Source organism: Mesorhizobium sp. P170090 (assembly GCF_057786115.1).
The window spans coordinates 2,728,669-2,748,843 of the sequence record NZ_JBYNWH010000001.1; the positions used below are offsets into that span (position 1 = coordinate 2,728,669).

The following is a 20,175-nucleotide window of genomic DNA, read 5'->3' on the forward strand; positions in this document are numbered from 1 at the left end:
CTTCCCTAACTCCTACTGCCCAACCCCTATTCCCTGCGAGCGAAGCGAGCCAATGCCATACGATCAGAAGAAAATCGTCGAAGCCATCCGCGCCTTCGAGCGCGGCGAGATCGTCGTCGTCATGGACGATGACGGGCGTGAGAACGAGGGCGACCTGATCGTTGCCGCCGTGCATTGCAGCCCGGAGAAAATGGCCTTCATCATCCGTCACACCTCCGGCATCGTCTGCACGCCGATGCCGCGCGAGGAGGCCAAGCGGCTCAATCTGCAGCCAATGGTCGCCGACAATGATTCCGCCCACACCACGGCCTTTACCGTCAGCGTCGATTTCAAGCATGGCACCACCACCGGCATTTCGGCCGAGGACCGCACGCTGACCGTGCGCAACCTGGCCAACGGCAATGTCGGCGGTTCGGATTTCGTTCGCCCCGGCCACATCTTCCCGCTGATCGCTAGGGAAGGCGGCGTGCTGATGCGTTCGGGCCATACCGAAGCCGCGGTCGATCTCTGCAAGCTTGCCGGCCTGCCGCCGGTTGGCGTGATCTCGGAGTTGGTCAATGACGACGGCACCGTCAAGCGCGGCCCGCAGGTGGCGAGCTTTGCCGAGGAACATGGCCTCAAGCAGGTTTCGGTCGCCGACCTCATCGCCTACCGGCAGCGCAAGGAAACGCTGGTCGAACGCGTCGCCTGCTCCGAAATCGACACACTCGGCGGCAAGGCACAGGTCTTCACCTACACGCTGCCCTGGGATTCCATGCACCATGTCGCGGTCGTTTTCGGCGACATCCGTGACGGCGAGGACGTGCCGGTGCGGCTGCATTCGGAGGATGTGGTGACCGACGTGTTCGGCACCAGCCACCGGCTCGACGCCATTATGAAGGCGATGGGCGAACGCAAGCGCGGCGTCATCGTTTACCTCCGAGAGGGTTCGGTCGGCGTCGCCCATCAGGAGCGCAACCGGCCGATGAGTGCCGACCGTGAGGACCACGAAGAGGCCCGCCGCCGTGAGAACGAGTGGCGAGAAATCGGCCTCGGCGCGCAGATTCTCAAGGATCTCGGCATCTCCTCGATCAATTTGATCGCCTCGCGCGAACGCCACTATGTCGGGCTTGAGGGCTTTGGCATTCATATCGCCAAGACCGAGATTTTCTAGGGGACAGGGGGCGGTCGGATGAGCTTCGAGGCCTATCTCAATTGCTTTGAAGATGGCGAAGAGAGCTACTTCCCCACATCGATCGTCGAGGATGCCTTCGCGCCGTTCGTCACCAGGCGTGAACCTGAATTCACCTGCTGGGTCGTCGCCTATGACGATGCGTCGTCGGCCGACCTCTATCTCAATTTCGACCCCGGCGATGCCTCGCGATGTTCAGGCTTCACCGTCGCGCGGCCGCCCGACGATCCGCGCCTCTACGAAGCGCTGTGGAAAATCCTGCGTGTCACCAGCTCGGTCGTGTATTGCGCCGGAGAATGTCCGCCGATGGTCGGGCGCGCTGAAACAATACCCCATCTGAACCCGGATATGGTCGAGACACTGGGAAGTCCCGTCGTCGTTGTTGATGGGGACGAGATTCGCAACAGGTTTGAACACTCCTAGGAAGCCCGGCTTCTTCAAGGTGAACGGCGTCCGTTCCGTGAGCTGAACCGGACGCTTGTGCTCCTATTCCGCGGGAACGGCGGCCGCGTCGCATCCGTCCAGCTCGCATTCATGGGTGGCCAGGCTGCGCTGGCCGGCGAGCACCGTGACCAGTGCGATAGTGCCGGCCGCCACCGAGACCCAGAACCCGTTCTGAGCTCCAAAGGCGTCCACGACGGCGCCGGCGGCAAACGAGCCCAGCGCCATGCCGATGCCAATCCCGGTCATCACCCAGGTGATCCCCTCGGTCAGCATCGCTTCCGGCACGTGCCGCTCGATCAGGCCGAAGGCGGTGATGAAGGTCGGCGAAATCGCCACGCCGCTGATGAACACGGCCAGCGCCAAGAGCGGCACGGTGCCGGCCGTTAGGGGCAGCAATGTGCCGAGCGCGACAAGAGCGACCGCGATGGCCAGTTGGCGCTGCAACGGTGCTTTCAGATTGAGCGCGCCGACAACGAGGCCGAGCACGAACGATCCCAGCGCATAGACCCCGATAACGAGGCTGGCGGCGCCCGGTTGGCCGAGTTCCTTGGTGATCGCCACCGTGCTCACTTCCGTCGTCGCGAAGGTGGTGCCGACGAAGATCAGGGCGAAGGTGATGATCTGCACTGGGCGCAGCCGGATTGCCGAGCCGCTTGTGACACGATCCACCGGCCGCACTTGCGGCTCGGTCGAGCGCTGCAGGATGAAAGCTGTCGAGCCGATGGCGAGGAACAGCGTGCTCACCAGAACACCAGCTTCGGGGAAGAGGGCGGCGCTCAAGCCCACCGACAGCGATGCGCCTGCGATGTAGACGAGTTCGTCCGCAGCCGACTCGAAGGCGAAAGCGGTGTTCATCTGCGGCCGGCCGCGGAAAATCTCGGTCCAACGCGCGCGCACCATGGCCGGCATGCTGGGCATGGCGGCAGCCGCCAATGCCGACACGAACAATGTCCATAGCGGCCAGTCCTGATTGGCTGCCGCAATCAGCACCGCAAAGGCGATCACGGTGACAATGGTGGTGGGAACAACGATACGCGTCTGGCCGAGCCGGTCGACCAGCCTTGAGATTTGCGGCGCCACGAAAGCATTGCTCAGCGCGAAGGTCGCCGCGACGGCGCCGGCCAGCCAGTATTCGCCATGCGTTTGCGACAGCATCGCCACGAGTCCGATCGGCGCCATGGCGATCGGCAGGCGCGCCAGGAAGCCGGCGCTGGCAAAGCCCTTGGCTCCGGGGGCACGAAAGATTTCGGCGTAGGGGTTTTGCATTGCGGGCTCCTCGACAAAGGCCAATTCAACAATTACATACGATGCGTATGATTGTAAGATAGTGCATACGCGGCGTATGTCAATTGGCCTACGATGCGTATGTGAATAAGGCCAGAACCATGCACAGACCCCGCAAGGAGATGATCGCCGAAACGCGCGCCAAGCTGATCACGGCGGCCCGCCATGCCTTCGGTACGATCGGCTATGCCGAGGCGTCGATGGACGATTTCACCGCCTCGGCCGGGCTGACGCGCGGCGCGCTCTACCATCATTTCGGCGACAAGAAGGGGCTGCTGCAGGCGGTCATCGCCGAAATCGATGGCGAGATGGCGGTTCGCATAAATGAGATCGCGTCGAAAGCGCCGACCCGCTGGCAGCATTTCGTCGACGAATGCACGACCTATATCGAAATGGCGCTGGAGCCCGAAATCCAGCGCATCATGTTCAGGGATGGCCCGGCCGTGCTGGGGGATCCGGCGCAATGGCCGAATGCCAATGCCTGCGTCGGTTCAATGACCGATCATCTGACCGCTCTGCAGCAGGAGGGGGTGGTCGTCCCCGGTGTCGACCCCGAAACCGCCGCGCGGCTGATCAACGGCGCCAGCAGCCAGGCGGCGCAGCGCATCGCCAATTCGAGCGACCCCGAAGCGACGTCGAAGACCGTGGTGGCGGCCTTCAAACAGTTGCTCGAAGGGTTGCTGAAGAAGCAGGGTCCTCAGCCGGTCTGAAATCTCACCGCCGAGACCCGGCATTTTGGCAGTGGATCAGTTTGAGATTGCGGACATCGTTGCGCTGATCGAGGCGAAGGAAGCTGAGAAGCCGATGGTGCGGGCACCTATAGAAAGCGTGGAGAATTGCCCCTATGAGAGCACAATACAAGGGTCACCGAGTTGTAGAGACCAAAGCTGGCACATTCGCCCTTGACACGTGGAAGCCGCGCGATCCCACCGACTTTTCCATTACTATAGATTTCTACGCGGGCCCAGAACGAGATGCGAGCGCCGACGCATTTACGGCGACAGTCTGCTCTCCGAACTATTTTCTTCGCTCGCAAAGCGGCAACGTGTTTTCTGGAGACAGCGTAATTTTCATGCTCAGATTCGACTACGCTGAACTGGAAAAGTTTCTCATAGATCGTTGCGCAGCTACCGAGGGCGATACATGGGACGCGATAGCTGCGCAACTAACGAGGCTGGGACGCTGGGAGTTCGACTATCACCTTCAGATTTCAAACTGACCCACGACTCGGGATTTGCCGATGTTGACAATTCCAGGCCCGGGATCATCCTCGCCGTCCATTCTCTGAGGGGAGATTCGGGCGCATGTGGGATTTCGAAATCGGCAGGTCGGTGTCCATCATGATCAGGACATGGCCGTTCATCGTCTTTCGCATGATCGTCTATTTCGGCATCACGCTGGCTTATATCGTGGCGACCGGCAGCGGCGCCTCGGTCGGCTATGGCGTCGGCCACATCTCCACCGATCCCGACGGGCCGCTGTCCTTTGCACTCTGGGGCGGCATCGTCGGCATTGGCGTCGTTTCGATCGCGCTTTACTGGATCCGCGAATACATCCTCTACGTCGTCAAAGCCGGCCATATCGCCGTCATGGTGCATCTGATCGACGGTAGGGACGTTCCCAATGGCCAGGACCAGATCGCCTACGCCAAGGATGTTGTGAAGGAGCGTTTCGCCGAGGCCAACATCCTTTTCGTGCTCGACCAGCTGGTCAAGGGCGCCATCCGCGCCATCACCGGCCTGATCGGCGGCATCGCCGCCTTCCTGCCCATTCCGGGCCTCGGCGGCCTGGTCGCTTTCATCAACACAGTCATCCGCCTGTCGCTGACCTATGTCGACGAGATCATCCTCGGCTACAACATCCGCATCAACTCGTCCTCGCCCTTCGAGACGGCGCGGCAAGGCGTCGTGCTCTATGCCCAGAACGGCAAGACCATGGTCAAGAACGCCGTCTGGCTGGCGGTGATCATGTGGGGCGTGTCCTTCGTCATCTTCCTGCTGATGCTGGCGCCGGCCGCCGCCATCATGTGGTTCATCCCGGGGCAGCTCGGCGGCTGGGCCTTCGTGCTGGCGATCCTGCTGGCCTGGGCCTTCAAGGCGGCATTCATCGAACCCTTCGCCATCGCCTGCCTGATGCAGGTCTATTTTAGGACGATTGAAGGCCAGGTGCCGAACGCCGAATGGGACCAGCGGCTGGCCGAGGCGTCGTCCAAGTTCCGGGAGCTCAGGGACAAGGCGCTGGCCTCATTCGGCGGCTCGCGCTGGACGCAGCCGAGCACCTAAACCCTGTTGAACGTCGGGGCGGCGCGGCGTCAAACCATGGTCAAAGCGGCCGGGCGCGCCTATATCGGGTCATGGTCACAAGGCTCTACACCCATCCGATCTTCCTCGAACATCTGACGCCGCCCGGTCATCCGGAGCGACCCGACCGCTTGCGCGCCATCGAGCGCGTGCTCGATGACGAGGCCTTTGCGGCGCTCGATCGGGTCACGGCGCCGCAAGGCGACGAGGCGACGATCCTCTATGCCCACCCTGAGGATTTCGTGGCTCGGGTCCGCGCCGCGATCCCTGAAAGCGGCATTGCCCCGATCGACGCCGACACCAGCGCCAGCCCGAAAAGCTGGCAGGCGGTGGTGACCGCCATCGGCGCGGCCAATGCCGCCGTAGACGATGTCTTCGAGGGCCGTGTCGCCAACGCCTTCGTCGCCGCGCGTCCGCCCGGCCACCATGCCGAAAAGACCACGGCGATGGGCTTTTGCCTGTTCAACACCGCGGCCATCGCCGCGCGTTATGCGCAGAAGAAACACGGCGCTGAGCGCGTCGCCATCGTCGACTGGGACGTCCATCACGGCAACGGCACGCAGGACATCTTCTGGGACGATCCGTCGGTGCTCTATTGTTCGACGCACCAGATGCCGCTCTATCCCGGCACGGGGGCCAAGACCGAAACCGGCGCCGGTAACATCGTCAACGCGCCGCTGGCGCCACAGACCGGCTCAGAGGTCTTTCGCGATGCCTTGCTGTCGCGCGTCCTGCCGGCGCTCGACAATTTCGCGCCCGATCTGATCATCATTTCCGCCGGTTTCGACGCCCACCATCGCGATCCGCTGGCCGAGATCAACCTCAACGAGGGCGATTTCGACTGGGCGACCGGCCAACTGCTGGAGCGCGCCGGGCGCCACAGCGGCAACCGGCTCGTCAGCCTGCTCGAGGGCGGCTACGATCTGCAAGGACTGGCATTTTCGGTGGCCGCCCATGTCGGGCGGCTGATGAAGGGGTAAAGTATGGCTGGCGAAGCAAATGAAGACGTCAAGGCGATGAGCTTCGAGCAGGCACTCGACGCGCTGGAGAAGATCGTCGATGATCTCGAACGCGGCGACGTGCCGCTCGACCAGTCGATCAAGATCTATGAGCGCGGCGAGGCGCTGAAGGCCCATTGCGACCGGCTGCTGAAGGCGGCCGAAGACAAGGTCGAGAAGATCAGGCTGTCGCGTGATGGCAAACCGGTGGGAACGGAGCCGCTCGACGCGGAGTAGTGGAATGGGGCGGGCATAAAGCAGATAGGAGTTCAAGCATGTGCAGAAACATCAAGACCCTGTTCAATTTCGAGCCGCCGGCGACCCATGACGAGATCCGCGACGCCGCCCTTCAATTCGTGCGCAAACTGAGCGGAACGACGCGCCCCTCGCAGCGCAACCAGGCAGCCTTCGACCGCGCCGTCGAGGCGATCGCCGAATCGGCGCATGAATTGCTGCATTCGCTGGAAACCACGCATCATCCGCGCAATCGCGAAGAGGTGGCGGCCAAGGCAAAAGCCAAATCGGCGCTCCGCTTCGCCTGAGGACATCCAGATGAGTTTCTTCCCCGGCAAGGACCCTGAGCCTGGCGATGCCTTCGCCAGCGACCAGATCGAGCTCATGGTCATTCCAAACGCCAAGGACATTGGCGGCTTCCAGGTTCGCCGCGCTCTGCCGACGGCAAAGCGGCGGCTGGTTGGTCCCTTCATCTTCTTCGACCGCATGGGGCCGGCCATCTTGCGCGCCGGGCAGGCGATGGATGTGCGCCCGCACCCGCATATCGGGCTTTCCACCGTCACCTATCTGTTCGACGGCAATATCAGGCACCGCGATTCGCTCGGCACCGAGATGGTCATCCAGCCCGGCGACGTGAATTTGATGACCGCCGGCCGCGGCATTGTCCATTCCGAGCGCACGCCCGAAGAACTGCGCGGCGCGCCGATGTCGGTCTCCGGCCTGCAGACATGGCTGGCTTTGCCCGACGGCAAGGAGGAAGTGGCGCCGGTGTTCGAGAACACGGCCGCGCTCCTTCTGCCCGAGATCGACGCCGAAGGTGTTTCCGGCCGCGTGGTGATCGGCGATTTCCAGGGACTGCGCTCGCCGGTAAGAGCCGACACCGAGACGCTCTACGCCGATCTGAGGCTGGCGCCCGGCGCCAGCGTCAAAATTCCCGCCGACGCCGAGGAACGCGCCATCTACACGCTGGACGGCGATGTCTCAATCTCGGGCGACCGTTTTCCGGCCGAACGGCTGCTGGTGTTCCGGCCTGGCGACGAGATCGTCGTGTCGTCCGAGCGCGGCGCCCATTTCATGCTCTTCGGCGGCGCTTCGCTCGGCTCCCCGCGCCACATCTGGTGGAACTTCGTCTCGTCGTCGAAGGAACGCATCGAACAGGCCAAGCAGGAATGGAAGACGGGCCGCTTCGATATCGTTCCCGGAGACGAGGAAGAGTTCATTCCGTTACCGGACAATTAACGTCAGCATCACCCGCGTCACTGACACGCATTTACATTCCGGCGACGCAGGCATATTTCGCCATGATCGACGCGCATCATAGCTGAGCAGGCCCTTTACCAGTGAACGCAACGCTGCATACGCCGCTTCTCGACAAGGTCCGCATTCCAGCCGACCTGAAGAAGCTTGACGAAAGCGAGCTGCCGCAGCTGGCCTCGGAGCTGCGCGCCGAGCTGATCGATGCCGTCTCGCATACGGGCGGGCATCTCGGCGCCGGCCTCGGTGTCGTCGAACTGACGGTGGCGCTGCACTATGTCTTCAACACGCCGGAAGACCGCGTGATCTGGGATGTCGGCCACCAGGCCTATCCGCACAAGATCCTGACCGGCCGCCGCGACCGCATCCGCACGCTGCGCCAGGAGGGCGGCCTGTCCGGCTTCACCCGTCGCGCCGAGAGCGAATACGACCCGTTCGGCGCCGCGCACTCCTCGACCTCCATTTCCGCTGGCCTCGGCATGGCCATGGCGCGCGACCTCTCCGGCGGCCACAACAATGTCATTGCCGTCATTGGCGACGGCGCCATGTCTGCCGGCATGGCCTATGAAGCCATGAACAATGCCGGCGCGCTCGATGCTCGCCTGATCGTCATTCTCAACGACAACGACATGTCGATCGCGCCGCCGACCGGCGCCATGAGCGCCTATCTGGCGCGGCTTGCCTCTGGCAAGACCTATCTTGGCCTGCGCGACTTCGGCAAGAAACTGACCTCCTATCTCGGCAAGCGTGCCGATCGCGCCATCAAGCGGGCGGTCGAGCATGCGCGCGGCTACGTCACCGGCGGCACGCTGTTCGAGGAGCTTGGCTTCTACCATATCGGCCCGATCGACGGCCACAATCTCGAGCATCTGATCCCGGTGCTGAAGAACGTCCGCGACCATGCCGACGGTCCGGTGCTGATCCATGTCGTGACCCAGAAGGGCAAGGGCTACGCGCCGGCCGAGGCTGCGGCCGACAAATATCATGGCGTGAACAAGTTCGACGTCATCACCGGCGCGCAGACCAAGGCCCCGGCCAATGCGCCGGCCTACACCAAGGTGTTTGCCGAAAGCCTGGTCCAGGAAGCCCGCCTGGACGAACGTATCGTCGCCGTCACCGCCGCCATGCCGAACGGCACCGGCCTCGATTTGTTCGGCGAAGCGTTTCCGACCCGGACCTTCGATGTCGGCATTGCCGAGCAACATGCCGTGACCTTCGCCGCCGGCCTCGCCAGCGAGGGCTACAAGCCCTTCGCCGCCATCTATTCGACCTTCCTGCAGCGCGCCTACGATCAGGTCGTCCATGATGTGGCGATCCAGAAACTGCCGGTGCGTTTCCCGATCGACCGCGCCGGTTTCGTCGGCGCCGACGGCGCCACTCATTGCGGCGCCTTCGACACCACCTTCCTGGCGACGCTGCCGGGCTTCGTGGTGATGGCGGCCGCCGACGAGGCGGAGCTTCGCCACATGGTGCGCACCGCCGCCTATTATGACGAAGGCCCGATCGCCTTCCGCTATCCGCGCGGCAATGGCGTCGGCGTCGACATGCCGGAGCGCGGCTCGGTGCTCGAAATTGGCAAGGGCCGCATCGTCAGGGAAGGCACCAAGGTGGCGCTTCTGTCCTTTGGCACAAGACTGCAGGACTGTCTGCTGGCGGCCGAGGAACTCGGCGCGGCAGGGCTTTCGACGACGGTTGCGGACGCCCGCTTCGCCAAGCCGCTGGACGAGGATTTGATCCGCCGTCTCGCCCGCTCGCACGAAGTGCTGGTGACGGTGGAAGAGGGGGCTGTCGGCGGTTTCGCCAGCCACGTGCTGCAGTTCCTCGCCCATGAAGGCTTGCTGGAAAGCGGTCTGAAAGTTCGGCCGCTGGTGCTGCCGGACGAGTTCACCGACCACGCCAAGCCGGAAAAAATGTATGCCGATGCCGGGCTCGACGCGGCCGGCATCGTGCGCACCGTGTTCGTCGCGCTCGGCCATTCCGCGCGCGCGCAGCGCGCCTGAATCAAACCTCACGCAGCTGAAGCAGTTGCCTGTGCAAGCCTGACACTTTGTTAACGCTTCTCTTTGGCGTTTCGCTTACCGTCTCTTTTGGCCGTTTTTCAACGCCGCCCTGCTAGAACTGCCTCCAGGCAGGGAGTTAAAAACAATGCGAACGCTTCTGTGCGGCGCGGCCCTTTTGGCCGTCATCGCCCCGCCGGCCATGGCCGAGACGCGCTATGACCGCAAGCTCGAACAGGCGGTGGCAGGCATCGTCGCCCGCAAGATGGGCGATATCAGGGGCGCTTTTTCCTACAAGCAGGTGCCGCAGCTTGTCGTCGTGCCGGACGCACCAGTCGTTGCTGTCGAGCGCCCGCGCAAGCAGGCTTCAGATGACGGAAGCGACGGCCTGATGCCGGCCGTTGAACGGCAGGTCTCACGGACGATCTTCTAAAACCACATATCGCGCACGCAGCGCCCATCGCGCGGCAGGTCGTCATAAGTGTCCAGCCCGTCGAAATGGTCGATCGGCAGGTCGGCGACCGCCTCAGGCGGTGCCAGCCTGACATTGACGGCGATACGCGTGCGGCCGCTGTCGCTGCGGCGCAAACCGCGCCAGGCAAGCACACAGGCACATGTCGGGCAAAACAGTATTTCCAGCGACGGCGTCTCCTTGCCAACGCGGGTGTAGGACTGCACAGGCCCCACAAGCCGGATACGCTCGTCGACAAAGTCATAGGACCAGAGTGTGCCATAGCGGCGGCAAAGCGTGCAATTGCAGGCCGTGATCGGGCCGGGATCGCCTTCCAGGGTCCAGTGGGCGGCGCCGCAATGGCAGGTTCCCGTCAGCATTCGTCTTCCTCCGCATTGCCTGAGCCTCTACATCTTGCCGGACTGGCTGCGCTATTCAACCGGGCGGACTGGCTTGCGGCCCGGGTCTCGACGTCCTCCTATGCCAATGTCCTTGCCTTCGCGGCCGGCTTTCGCCATGAAGGCCGATGAACTCCCCTCTGCCAGCCAGCACACGCCAGCGGCTCGACGAATTGCTCGTCCAGCGCGGCCTGTTTGCGAGCCGCTCGCGCGCCCGCGACGCGGTCGAGCGCGGCACCGTGACGGTCGACGGCGTGGTCGCCCGCAAGCCCGGCCAGACGGTTCTGCCGCACTGTCTCATCGTCATCGACGACCCGGCGCAGGGTTATGTCTCACGCGCGGCGCTGAAGCTGATCGCCGGGCTCGACCATTTCAGTCTCGATCCCGCGGGCAGTGAAGCTCTCGATATCGGCGCCTCGACAGGCGGCTTCACCCAGGTGCTGCTCGAACGCGGCGCGGCCCATGTCACTGCCGTCGATGTCGGCCACGGCCAGATGCATCCCGGTGTCTCGTCCGACCCGCGCGTCACCGTGATCGAGGGCCTCAACGCTCGCGAGCTCGCGGCTGCCGATCTCGGCGGCCGTATCCCCGATTTCATCGTCTCCGATGTAAGCTTCATCTCGTTGAAACTGGCGATGCCACCGGCGTTGGCATTGGCACGGGACGGCGCTCGTGCGGTGTTTCTGGTCAAGCCGCAATTCGAGGCCGGCCGCGAGGCGATCGGCAAGGGCGGTCTTTTGAAAGACCCTTATGACGCCGCCCGTGTGGCCGGCTTGCTGCAGGAATGGCTCGAAGGCGTCCCTGGCTGGCGTACATTGGGCTTGCACATGTCGCCGATCGAAGGCGGGGACGGCAACCGCGAATTCCTGCTTGCCGGGATCAAGGATGCCGGGACCAAGGATGCCGGGACCAAGGACCGATGAGCACGGGCTTCACCATCAAGAGACTGGGTTCGCAGGGCGACGGCGTCGCCGAGACGGAAACCGGCGAGCTGTTCATTCCCTTCACCCTGCCCGGCGAGACCGTCACCGCCGCGCGCGAGAGGGATCGCGCCATGCTGATGGCGGTATTGGAGACGTCGCCGCTGCGTATCGATCCGGCCTGCCGGCATTTCACCGAATGTGGCGGCTGCGCCGTCCAGCATCTGCAAGCCGACGCTTACCAGCAATGGAAACGCGACAAGGTCGTGCATGCCTTGAAAGGCATTGCCGGCGACATCGGCGCCCTGGTGCCGTGTGCGCCACACACACGCCGCCGCGTCGTGCTTGCCGCCAGGCGCGCCGACACAGGCATGCTGCTTGGCTTCCATCGCCATCTGTCGCCGGAAATCATCCCCATCGAGGAATGTCCGATCTCGCTGCCGGAGATCGTTGCCGCGCTCGATCGCTTGAGGTCGGTCGCCGACCTGGTTTGCGCCACCACCAAATCGTTCCGGATGGCGGTCACTGTGACGGGCTCGGGGCTTGACGTCGCTGTCTATGAGTCGGGCAAGCTGGGCGAGAACCAGCGCCGGGTCGCCTCCAACTTCATCATGGCCAATGGCTTTGCCCGGCTTTCGATCGACGACGAGATTGTCATCGAGCCGAAAAAGCCGGTGGTCATGTTCGGCACCGTCGCTGTCGCCATACCGCCTGGCGCCTTCCTGCAGGCAACGCAAGCCGCCGAACAGACGATGGCCGATCTCGTTGGCGGACATCTGAAGCGTGCCAGGAAAGTCGCGGATCTTTTCGCCGGCTGCGGCAGCTTTGCGCTTCGGCTGGCGGCCAAATCCGAAGTCCACGCGGTCGAAGGCGACGCGGCAGCCCTTTCGGCGCTCGACCGCGGATCGCGCTTCGCCACCGGCCTGAAGCGGGTAACCGGCGAACGCCGCGACCTGTTCCGGCGGCCGCTGACGTTCAAGGAGCTGAATGCTTTCGATGGCGTCGTCTTCGACCCGCCGCGCGCCGGCGCCGAGGACCAGTCGAAGCAGATCGCCCGCTCGGATGTGCCGTTCGTCGCCGCCGTCTCCTGCAATCCGGTGACGCTGGCACGAGACCTGCGCATCCTGATTGACGGCGGCTACATCTTGAAGAGCGTCACGCCCATCGACCAGTTCCTGTGGTCGCCGCATGTCGAGGCCGTGGCGCTGCTGGAGAAGCCGAAACGGCGACGTTAATCCGCCGATTTTCACAAGGCCGTGCTTGAGTTTGCCGCCCCCCGCAAGACGTAGCCGGCTGGCAAACTAGCCTTCGCGAACGCTTTCGTACCCGGCCGCTTGTGCGGCCTTGATGAACTTACGGTCGAAGGACACAAATGCTGAGCAGTGCGAGGACTTGCCCAGATGGAGCGCATCGGCGAAATCCATTCCCGTCTCGGCTAGATCGACCGCGGAAGAGACCATCGCAGCATCCTCTATCTCGACAGTGGGAAGCCCGCCGAACACCCGCAGTGCATTGACGATCGAGGCCTGATCATAACCATAGCCGCTGCGCAGCACCCACTCAGCCTCCAGGATCACCGTGACGGCGACGAAAACGGGCTGACCGTCGATCAGCCGCCGGGCTCGCGGGGACTGCTCGGGATCGTCGTTCGTCAGATACCTGACGACAACGTTGGTATCAATCGCGAGCATGGCGCCGCCGTGCTTCAGCAAGGACGGCCGCGTCCATCTCCTCCAAGGTCTTCGGTCTGCCACTGTGCGGCAGGACACCAAAGACATCTTCTGGTCGTGTCGGGGCAAAGGCAGGCGCCGGTCTCAAAAGTACACCGTCCGGTGTGTCTTCGACCTGCAGGCGCGTGCCCGCGCCCCAGTCCCTCCGTTTGCGGATAGCGCTGGGCAGGATGACTTGTCCCTTGGTCGAGACGGTCGTTATAAGCTTTTCTATTGCACCCATTGCGGTATTACCCTTGTGTAAGACAAAGGTAAGATATCCCTGTGAGGGGAACTATTCAAGCCCGCCGACGTCTCCTCGCTCAAACCCTGGTGCCGCCGACCGTCATCTGGTTCATCCTGAGATGCGGCTGGCCGACGCCGACCGGCACGCCTTGTCCGGCCTTGCCGCACATGCCGATGCCGGTGTCGAGTTTCATGTCGTTGCCGATCATCGACACACGGTGCATGGCGTCCGGTCCGTTGCCGATCAGCATGGCGCCCTTGATCGGCTGCGTCACCTTGCCGTTTTCGATCATGTAGGCCTCGGTGCAGCCGAACACGAACTTGCCTGAGGTGATGTCGACCTGGCCGCCGCCGAAGGATACGGCATAGATGCCGTTCTTGACCGAGGCGATGATCTCGTCCGGCTCCATGTCGCCCGCCGTCATATAGGTGTTGGTCATGCGCGGCATCGGCTGGTGCGCATAGCCTTCGCGCCGGCCGTTTCCCGTGGCTTTCATGCCCATCAGCCGGGCGTTCTGGCGGTCCTGCATGTAGCCGACAAGCTTGCCGTCCTCGATCAGCACATTGCGGGCCGAAGGCGTGCCTTCATCGTCGACGGTCAGCGAACCCCGCCGCTCCGGCATGGTGCCGTCATCGACCACGGTAACGCCCTTGGCGGCGACCTGCTGGCCGAGCAGGCCGGCAAAGGCGGAGGTCTTCTTGCGGTTGAAGTCGCCCTCCAGCCCATGGCCGACGGCTTCGTGCAGCATCACGCCTGGCCAGCCGCTGGACAAAACGATGTCGAACGTTCCGGCCGGCGCGGGAATGGCTTCGAGATTGACCAGCGCCTGCCTGAGCGCCTCCCTGGCCGCATGCTTCCAGGCGTCCTCGACCAGGAACTCGCCGAACGCCTTGCGCCCGCCCATGCCATAGGAGCCGCTTTCCTGGCGGTCGCCGTCGCCGACGACGACGGAAACGTTGATGCGGACCAGCGGGCGGATGTCGCGCACGATCTGGCCGTCGGCGCGCACGATCTCGACATGCTGCCAGGACGCCGCGAGCGAGGCCGTCACCTGGCGCACGCGCGGGTCCTCGGCGCGCAGCCATGCGTCGATTTCCTGCAACAGCTTGGCCTTGACCTCGAAGGAGGGCGAGGGGATCGGGTTCTCCTCGCCATAGAGATGGCGGTTGGTGCGCGCGGGTGCCGCGGCAAGCGTGCCGGAATAGCCGCCCCTGACTGTCGAGACGGCGTCGGCGGCGCGCAGCAGCGACGCCTCCGAAAGATCGCTGGAATGAGCGTAGCCGCTGGCCTCGCCGGCCACGGCGCGCAGGCCAAAACCCTGGTCGGTGTTGAAATTGGCGGTCTTCAGCCTGCCATTGTCGAACATCAGCGCTTCGCTCTCGCTGTATTCGAGGAACAGTTCGCCGTCGTCGGCGCCGTTCAGTGTGTCGGCGACGATTCGCTTGATGCGATCATCTGAAATGTCGAATTGGCCGGTCAGGCTGTTCATGGCAGGTCCGCTCACAGGAGGAATGGTGTTGCCACGATGTAGGCGCGAAGACGCGCCTGCACAATCCGCAATGACGATCCGCAGCAGGTAGGAGCGGGTAGCCCCGCCCCTGAACATGACATCCATCTTGAAGTTCGACCCGTCACCCGAAAAGGCCTTCACCCAGCGATATTTCTTGTTCCATTCATTGGCCTGGTCGGCCGTGAAGGGGTCGGTATAGCCCGAGGAGAACTGGATCGACTTGCACTTCTCATGGTTTTCGCAGCCATAGAAGTAGATGACATATTTCATGCCCTGAAGCCGGCCCGAGACCATCGGATCGCCCCGTCGTCCTTGTCCATCTTGGCCGAGCCATAGCCTTTCGCAAGCTCGAAAATGACGGCCGGATCGGGCGCCGTGATGATTTCGGAATCCTCGGCAAAGGCGACGGAAACGGCGCCGGTCAGGATCAGACCGGTCGACAAAAGCAAAGAACAAGCACGCATGATGACCCCCACAGCCAAAGATCAAACCCGTGGGAATTGTGAGGAAAGACGGTTTCGCAAGCATCAAGCTCAGGGCAGGGCGGCAAAACCGTCGGCGAAGCCCTTGAGGTCGACGGGGATGCCGATGCCTTCTTCCGGCGTCTGGAAGACGATGAAGGTGGCCGACGTCCCGGTCTTCAGCGTATCGAGCAGCGGCTTTTCGAGAATGACCTCGGCATAGCAGCCGTCCTGGAAGCAGCGCACGAAATAGGCGCGGCCGATATCCTTGCCGTCGACATTGAGGCCCAGGCCATTGGGCAGCAAAACGCCGAGCGGCGCCAGCACGCGCAGGATCTCAGCCTTGTTGTCGGCGGTGCGCAGGACGACGACGGACAGTCCCATTTCCGGGCGATCCTCGGCAACGACGTTCTGCATCATCACGCATTGTTCCGAGGTGGCGCCGGCCGGCGTGTCGCAGATGATCGACCACGCGCCATGCGTTGACTTGACCGTGCCGCTGGGCTGCGCTGCATTGGCGACGCCGGTTGCGGACGAGCCGATACCGATCAGGGCGGCGAGAAAAACGACCTTCGCCCCGCTTCTCGAAAGCCAAGCGCTTTTCGAATGCCAGGCGCTCTTCGAATGCCAGGCGTTTCTCGAAAGCCAAGCGTTTCTCGAAAGCCAAGAGGTCATGACGGCTCCATTGCGAATCACGGCACTTTAAGCCGCGCCAAGGCCAAGTAAAGGATAGGGCGACCGCCGGTCAGCCCCGGCAGGCGCAATAATGCGCTTTTCCCTAGCAAATTCGCCCGAATTGCGACCGTCGGGCGCATTCCTGACACAAGCCCGCATAGCCTGTCTGTCGACGACCCGCGCGGGCCACGAGGCCGTCGAAACAGCGCGGCAGCACTTGCGCGCAAAAATGCCGCACGGTTTCGCCCGCTCCTTTCTTGCGGAGGGAAATAGAGTATGGTTTGAACCACCCTTGGGACTGTCCGGGATTCCCATCCCGGCATTGTTCGATATTCTTGCGTCGCGATCGCGAGGAACCGGGAGATGAAGAGGGCGATGAGAAAATTCCCAGCAAGCGCCAAATTGATGGCAACGGCAGGCGCCGCCGCCGCATTTTTCGCCGGTGCCTCCGCCCATGCGGCCCAGCCGCAGCCGTGGGAGATGACTTTTCAGCCGCCGGCGACAGACATGATGCGGCAGATCGAGTGGTTCGGGAACTACACGATGTGGTTCGTCGTCCCGATCACTGCTTTGGTTCTGGCGCTTCTCGCCTGGTGCATCTTCAGGTTCCGCGCCAGCAAAAACCCGGTTCCGTCCAAGACCAGCCACAACACGCTGATCGAGATCATCTGGACAGTCGGGCCGGTCGTCGTCCTGCTGTTCATCGCCATTCCCTCGTTCCAGTTGCTGACGGCGCAGTACACGCCGCCGGAAGAGGCCAAGCTGACCGTCAAGGTAACGGGCAATCAGTGGAACTGGGACTATGAGTACCAGACCGAGAACACGCTCTCCTTCAACTCGGCCATCCTGCAGGACGCCGACCGCGCCGCGATCGGCAAGGAAGACCGCAAGGTCTATCCGCGCCTGCTGGCGGTCGACAACGAGCTGGTCGTGCCGGTCAACACCATGACGCGCGTCCTGGTTACCGCAGCCGACGTGATCCATTCCTTTGCCGTTCCGGCCTTCGGCATCAAGATGGACGCGGTTCCCGGCCGCACCAACGAGACGTGGTTCAAGGCGGAAAAGGAAGGCATCTATTACGGCCAGTGCTCGCAGCTCTGCGGCAAGGACCATGCCTTCATGCCGATCGCCGTCCGCGTCGTATCCGATGCGCAGTACAAGACCTGGCTGGCAGCAGCCAAGACCGACCTCCCCGGCGCCAACAAGGCGCTGATGGCCGAGGTCGACGGTACCAACAAGGTAGCGGCCGCCGGCAATTGATGCCGCGGGTTAGCAAGAATTAGGGAACGGAGCCGACCATGGCAGAAGCTGCAGCTCACGACGACCACGACCACAAGCCCTATCATGGCTGGGTCCGGTGGGTGTACTCCACCAACCACAAGGACATCGGCACGCTCTACCTGATCTTCGCGATCTTCGCGGGCATCGTCGGCGGCGCGCTTTCGGTCGTCATCCGCATGGAGCTGCAGGAGCCGGGCATCCAGATCTTCACCGGTCTGGCGCAGATGGTCTATGGCATGAACGGCGATGCCGCCATCGACGGCGGCAAGAGCATGTACAACGCCTTCGGCACCGCGCACGCGCTGATCATGATCTTCTTCATGGTCATGCCGGCGCTGATCGGCGGCTTCGCCAACTGGATGGTGCCGATCATGATCGGCGCGCCTGACATGGCCTTCCCGCGCATGAACAACATCTCGTTCTGGCTGCTGCCGCCGGCCTTCCTGCTGCTCATCGCTTCGGCTTTCATGCCGAGCGCGCCCGGCGCCTATGGCGTTGGCGGCGGCTGGACGCTCTATCCGCCGCTGTCGACCTCCGGCCAGCCCGGGCCGGCCATGGATCTGGCGATCCTGTCGATCCACATTGCCGGCGCGTCCTCGATCCTCGGCGCCATCAACTTCATCACCACCATTTTCAACATGCGCGCGCCGGGCATGACGCTGCACAAAATGCCGCTATTTGCCTGGTCGGTTCTGATCACCGCCTTCCTGCTGCTCTTGTCGCTTCCGGTTCTGGCCGGTGGCATCACCATGCTGCTTACCGACCGCAATTTCGGCACCACCTTCTTCGCCCCGGATGGCGGCGGCGATCCGATCCTGTTCCAGCATCTGTTCTGGTTCTTTGGTCACCCCGAAGTGTACATCCTGATCCTGCCGGGCTTCGGCATCATCAGCCACATCGTCTCGACCTTCTCGAAGAAGCCGGTGTTCGGCTATCTCGGCATGGCCTACGCCATGGTCGCGATCGGCGCCGTCGGCTTCATCGTCTGGGCGCACCACATGTACACGACCGGCCTGTCGCTCGACACGCAGCGCTACTTCGTCTTCGCCACCATGGTCATCGCCGTACCGACAGGCGTGAAGATCTTCTCCTGGATCGCGACGATGTGGGGCGGCTCGATCTCGTTCAAGACGCCGATGCTGTGGGCGCTGGGCTTCATCTTCCTGTTCACGGTCGGCGGCGTCACCGGCGTCCAGCTCGCCAACGCCGGCCTCGACCGCTCGCTGCATGACACCTATTTCGTCATTGCCCACTTCCACTATGTGCTGTCGCTGGGTGCGGTCTTCGCCATCTTCGCCGGCTGGTACTACTGGTTCCCCAAGATGACCGGCTACATGTACTCGCCGGTGATCGCCAACACCCACTTCTGGGTCACCTTCGTCGGCGTCAATTTGATCTTCTTCCCGCAGCATTTCCTCGGCCTGGCCGGCATGCCGCGCCGCACCATCGACTATCCCGACGCGTTCGCCGGCTGGAACATGGTGTCGTCCTACGGCTCCTATATATCGGCCGTCGGCGTGGTGATCTTCCTCTATGGCGTGTTCGAGGCCTTCCAGAAGAAGCGCGTCGCCGGCGCCAACCCGTGGGGCGAGGGTGCAACGACGCTCGAATGGCAGCTGCCTTCGCCGCCGCCTTTCCACCAGTGGGAACAGCTGCCGAAGATCAAGTAAGGCAGCCCGAATACGAAACCGCCGGCCCGCCGGCGGTTTTCGGCCAACGGAATGATTGGACTTATGTACGCATGGCCCTTGTCGACGACCCAATGATTGACGAAGCGGGCTTTCGCATGTCGGAAGCCACGTCGGGCGATTTCTTCGCCCTGCTGAAGCCGCGCGTCATGTCGCTGGTGGTGTTCACGGCCTTTGTCGGCATGGTCGCTGCGCCCGTGACCATCAACCCGCTGCTGGCGGTGATCGCCATCCTGGCCATTGCCATCGGCGCCGGCGCCTCTGGTGCGCTCAACATGTGGTACGACGCCGACATCGACGCAGTAATGAGCCGGACCGCCGGCCGCCCGGTACCCTCCGGCCGCATCCTGCCCGGCGAAGCCCTGAGCTTCGGCCTTGTGCTTTCGGTGCTGTCGGTGATGACGCTGGGCGTGCTGGTCAACTGGCTGTCGGCGGCGCTGCTTGCCTTCACCATCTTCTTCTACGCCGTCGTCTACACGATGTGGCTGAAGCGCTCGACGCCGCAGAACATCGTCATCGGCGGCGCCGCCGGCGCCATCCCGCCGGTCATCGGCTGGGCCGCGGTGACCGGAACGGTGAGCCTGGAAAGCCTCGTCCTGTTCCTGATCATCTTCCTGTGGACGCCGCCGCACTTCTGGGCGCTGGCACTGTTCAAGTCCGACGACTACGCCAAGGCCGGCATCCCGATGATGCCGAACGTTGCCGGCCAGGCCTCGACCCGCCGCCAGATCTTTGCCTACGCCCTGATCCTGGCGCCGATCGGTGTGCTGCCCTGGGTGCTCGGTTTCACCACCGCCTTCTATGGCGTCGCATCAGTGGCTCTCGGCGCCGGCTTCGTCTGGTATGCCTGGAAAGTGCTGTGCATGACCGATAGCGACCGCGTCATGAAGCCGGCCAAGGCTCTGTTCGCCTATTCGCTGCTCTACCTCTTCGCCATCTTCGCCATCTATCTTGCCGACTGTGTCGTCGGTCGCGCTTTGGCCATCGGTGGAGCATGACCATGATCGACAAGAAGCTTGAACTGGTCACGCTGACCGAAAGCCAGAGGAAGGCGCGGCGCAACCGTTCGGCGGCGATCGGCGTCGCGCTGGCGATTCTGGTCGTCATCTTCTACGTCGCGACCATCGTGAAATTCGGCCATACCGGATGAGGC

Annotated in this window: 24 protein-coding genes; 17 read left to right on the forward strand and 7 right to left on the reverse strand. The window is 63.2% G+C overall.

Features of this window, described 5'->3' with window-relative positions:
- The first annotated feature begins 52 nt into the window (after positions 1 to 52).
- Both ribB and AC3EML_RS12870 read left to right on the forward strand, forming a co-directional pair.
- The gene (gene ribB / locus AC3EML_RS12865) at positions 53 to 1,153 is read left to right on the forward strand and encodes a 3,4-dihydroxy-2-butanone-4-phosphate synthase (protein WP_023685407.1); all 1,101 of its coding nucleotides are present in this window, start codon (positions 53 to 55) and stop codon (positions 1,151 to 1,153) included.
- An 18-nt stretch (positions 1,154 to 1,171) separates the two neighbouring features.
- On the forward strand, positions 1,172 to 1,594 hold the full coding sequence (locus AC3EML_RS12870) for a hypothetical protein (protein WP_023692085.1): 423 nt from the start codon (positions 1,172 to 1,174) through the stop codon (positions 1,592 to 1,594).
- A gap of 63 nt (positions 1,595 to 1,657) precedes the next feature.
- Here the strand turns inward: AC3EML_RS12870 and AC3EML_RS12875 are convergent, their stop codons facing one another.
- A complete protein-coding gene (locus AC3EML_RS12875) occupies positions 1,658 to 2,881 on the reverse strand; it encodes an MFS transporter (protein WP_023692084.1) in 1,224 nt (407 codons plus the stop codon).
- 119 nt (positions 2,882 to 3,000) lie between these two features.
- Here AC3EML_RS12875 and AC3EML_RS12880 point away from each other — a divergent pair, with 119 nt between their 5' ends.
- The 9 genes from AC3EML_RS12880 (at position 3,001) to AC3EML_RS12920 (ending at position 10,115) form a co-directional block, all read left to right on the forward strand.
- Complete coding sequence (locus AC3EML_RS12880) at positions 3,001 to 3,609, forward strand: TetR/AcrR family transcriptional regulator (protein WP_023692083.1); 609 nt, start codon at positions 3,001 to 3,003, stop codon at positions 3,607 to 3,609.
- Positions 3,610 to 3,743: 134 nt separating this feature from the next.
- Positions 3,744 to 4,118 carry an Imm8 family immunity protein gene (locus tag AC3EML_RS12885; protein ID WP_352521284.1) on the forward strand — a complete coding sequence of 125 codons (375 nt, stop codon included), beginning with the start codon at positions 3,744 to 3,746 and terminating at the stop codon, positions 4,116 to 4,118.
- Between the two features lie 85 nt (positions 4,119 to 4,203).
- Positions 4,204 to 5,181, forward strand: a complete 978-nt coding sequence (locus tag AC3EML_RS12890; RefSeq protein ID WP_023692081.1) for a hypothetical protein — start codon at positions 4,204 to 4,206, stop codon at positions 5,179 to 5,181.
- A gap of 71 nt (positions 5,182 to 5,252) precedes the next feature.
- Positions 5,253 to 6,179 (forward strand): histone deacetylase family protein, encoded by a 927-nt coding sequence (locus AC3EML_RS12895; protein ID WP_023692080.1) that lies wholly within the window; start codon positions 5,253 to 5,255, stop codon positions 6,177 to 6,179.
- Between the two features lie 3 nt (positions 6,180 to 6,182).
- The gene (locus AC3EML_RS12900) at positions 6,183 to 6,434 is read left to right on the forward strand and encodes an exodeoxyribonuclease VII small subunit (RefSeq protein ID WP_023668433.1); all 252 of its coding nucleotides are present in this window, start codon (positions 6,183 to 6,185) and stop codon (positions 6,432 to 6,434) included.
- Between the two features lie 38 nt (positions 6,435 to 6,472).
- Positions 6,473 to 6,739: a DUF2277 domain-containing protein gene (locus AC3EML_RS12905; RefSeq protein WP_023668432.1), complete on the forward strand. Its 267-nt coding sequence runs from the start codon at positions 6,473 to 6,475 to the stop codon at positions 6,737 to 6,739.
- Between the two features lie 10 nt (positions 6,740 to 6,749).
- Positions 6,750 to 7,670 carry a pirin family protein gene (locus tag AC3EML_RS12910; RefSeq protein ID WP_023685413.1) on the forward strand — a complete coding sequence of 307 codons (921 nt, stop codon included), beginning with the start codon at positions 6,750 to 6,752 and terminating at the stop codon, positions 7,668 to 7,670.
- A gap of 101 nt (positions 7,671 to 7,771) precedes the next feature.
- The gene (gene dxs, locus AC3EML_RS12915) at positions 7,772 to 9,685 is read left to right on the forward strand and encodes a 1-deoxy-D-xylulose-5-phosphate synthase (RefSeq protein ID WP_023685414.1); all 1,914 of its coding nucleotides are present in this window, start codon (positions 7,772 to 7,774) and stop codon (positions 9,683 to 9,685) included.
- A gap of 145 nt (positions 9,686 to 9,830) precedes the next feature.
- Positions 9,831 to 10,115 carry a hypothetical protein gene (locus tag AC3EML_RS12920; RefSeq protein WP_023740703.1) on the forward strand — a complete coding sequence of 95 codons (285 nt, stop codon included), beginning with the start codon at positions 9,831 to 9,833 and terminating at the stop codon, positions 10,113 to 10,115.
- On the opposite strand, the gene AC3EML_RS12925 is transcribed toward AC3EML_RS12920, so the two are convergent.
- Complete coding sequence (locus tag AC3EML_RS12925; RefSeq protein WP_352521285.1) at positions 10,112 to 10,513, reverse strand: GFA family protein; 402 nt, start codon at positions 10,511 to 10,513, stop codon at positions 10,112 to 10,114. The genes AC3EML_RS12920 and AC3EML_RS12925 overlap by 4 nt on opposite strands.
- A 146-nt stretch (positions 10,514 to 10,659) precedes the next feature.
- On the opposite strand from AC3EML_RS12925, the gene AC3EML_RS12930 reads away from it, so the two are divergent.
- Together AC3EML_RS12930 and AC3EML_RS12935 are read left to right on the forward strand one after the other, a co-directional pair.
- Positions 10,660 to 11,454, forward strand: coding sequence for a TlyA family RNA methyltransferase (locus AC3EML_RS12930; protein ID WP_352521286.1), 795 nt, complete (start codon positions 10,660 to 10,662; stop codon positions 11,452 to 11,454).
- Complete coding sequence (locus AC3EML_RS12935; protein WP_023668426.1) at positions 11,451 to 12,686, forward strand: class I SAM-dependent RNA methyltransferase; 1,236 nt, start codon at positions 11,451 to 11,453, stop codon at positions 12,684 to 12,686. The genes AC3EML_RS12930 and AC3EML_RS12935 overlap by 4 nt, the downstream gene beginning before the upstream one ends.
- 66 nt (positions 12,687 to 12,752) lie before the next feature.
- On the opposite strand, the gene AC3EML_RS12940 is transcribed toward AC3EML_RS12935, so the two are convergent.
- From AC3EML_RS12940 to AC3EML_RS12960, 5 genes are all read right to left on the reverse strand, one after another.
- Positions 12,753 to 13,142, reverse strand: coding sequence for a type II toxin-antitoxin system VapC family toxin (locus tag AC3EML_RS12940; protein WP_023687145.1), 390 nt, complete (start codon positions 13,140 to 13,142; stop codon positions 12,753 to 12,755).
- Entirely contained in the window at positions 13,129 to 13,404 is a 276-nt protein-coding gene (locus tag AC3EML_RS12945) for an AbrB/MazE/SpoVT family DNA-binding domain-containing protein (RefSeq protein WP_081725433.1), read from the reverse strand. Before AC3EML_RS12945 ends, AC3EML_RS12940 begins: the two co-directional genes overlap by 14 nt.
- A 79-nt stretch (positions 13,405 to 13,483) precedes the next feature.
- Positions 13,484 to 15,187: a metalloprotease TldD gene (tldD, locus tag AC3EML_RS12950; protein WP_023816786.1), complete on the reverse strand. Its 1,704-nt coding sequence runs from the start codon at positions 15,185 to 15,187 to the stop codon at positions 13,484 to 13,486.
- The gene (locus tag AC3EML_RS12955) at positions 15,184 to 15,381 is read right to left on the reverse strand and encodes a hypothetical protein (RefSeq protein ID WP_155923284.1); all 198 of its coding nucleotides are present in this window, start codon (positions 15,379 to 15,381) and stop codon (positions 15,184 to 15,186) included. The genes tldD and AC3EML_RS12955 overlap by 4 nt, the downstream gene beginning before the upstream one ends.
- A gap of 69 nt (positions 15,382 to 15,450) precedes the next feature.
- Positions 15,451 to 16,053: an invasion associated locus B family protein gene (locus AC3EML_RS12960; protein ID WP_488505228.1), complete on the reverse strand. Its 603-nt coding sequence runs from the start codon at positions 16,051 to 16,053 to the stop codon at positions 15,451 to 15,453.
- 363 nt (positions 16,054 to 16,416) lie between these two features.
- Here AC3EML_RS12960 and coxB point away from each other — a divergent pair, with 363 nt between their 5' ends.
- The 4 genes from coxB to AC3EML_RS12980 all read left to right on the forward strand — a co-directional run bounded on the left by coxB (position 16,417) and on the right by AC3EML_RS12980 (position 20,172).
- A complete protein-coding gene (gene coxB / locus AC3EML_RS12965) occupies positions 16,417 to 17,313 on the forward strand; it encodes a cytochrome c oxidase subunit II (protein ID WP_050485823.1) in 897 nt (298 codons plus the stop codon).
- A gap of 38 nt (positions 17,314 to 17,351) precedes the next feature.
- Positions 17,352 to 19,004, forward strand: a complete 1,653-nt coding sequence (gene ctaD, locus AC3EML_RS12970) for a cytochrome c oxidase subunit I (protein WP_023668420.1) — start codon at positions 17,352 to 17,354, stop codon at positions 19,002 to 19,004.
- 71 nt (positions 19,005 to 19,075) lie between these two features.
- Complete coding sequence (locus tag AC3EML_RS12975; RefSeq protein ID WP_023668419.1) at positions 19,076 to 20,020, forward strand: heme o synthase; 945 nt, start codon at positions 19,076 to 19,078, stop codon at positions 20,018 to 20,020.
- Positions 20,017 to 20,172, forward strand: a complete 156-nt coding sequence (locus tag AC3EML_RS12980; RefSeq protein WP_023821033.1) for a hypothetical protein — start codon at positions 20,017 to 20,019, stop codon at positions 20,170 to 20,172. Before AC3EML_RS12975 ends, AC3EML_RS12980 begins: the two co-directional genes overlap by 4 nt.
- The last annotated feature ends 3 nt before the right edge of the window (positions 20,173 to 20,175 follow it).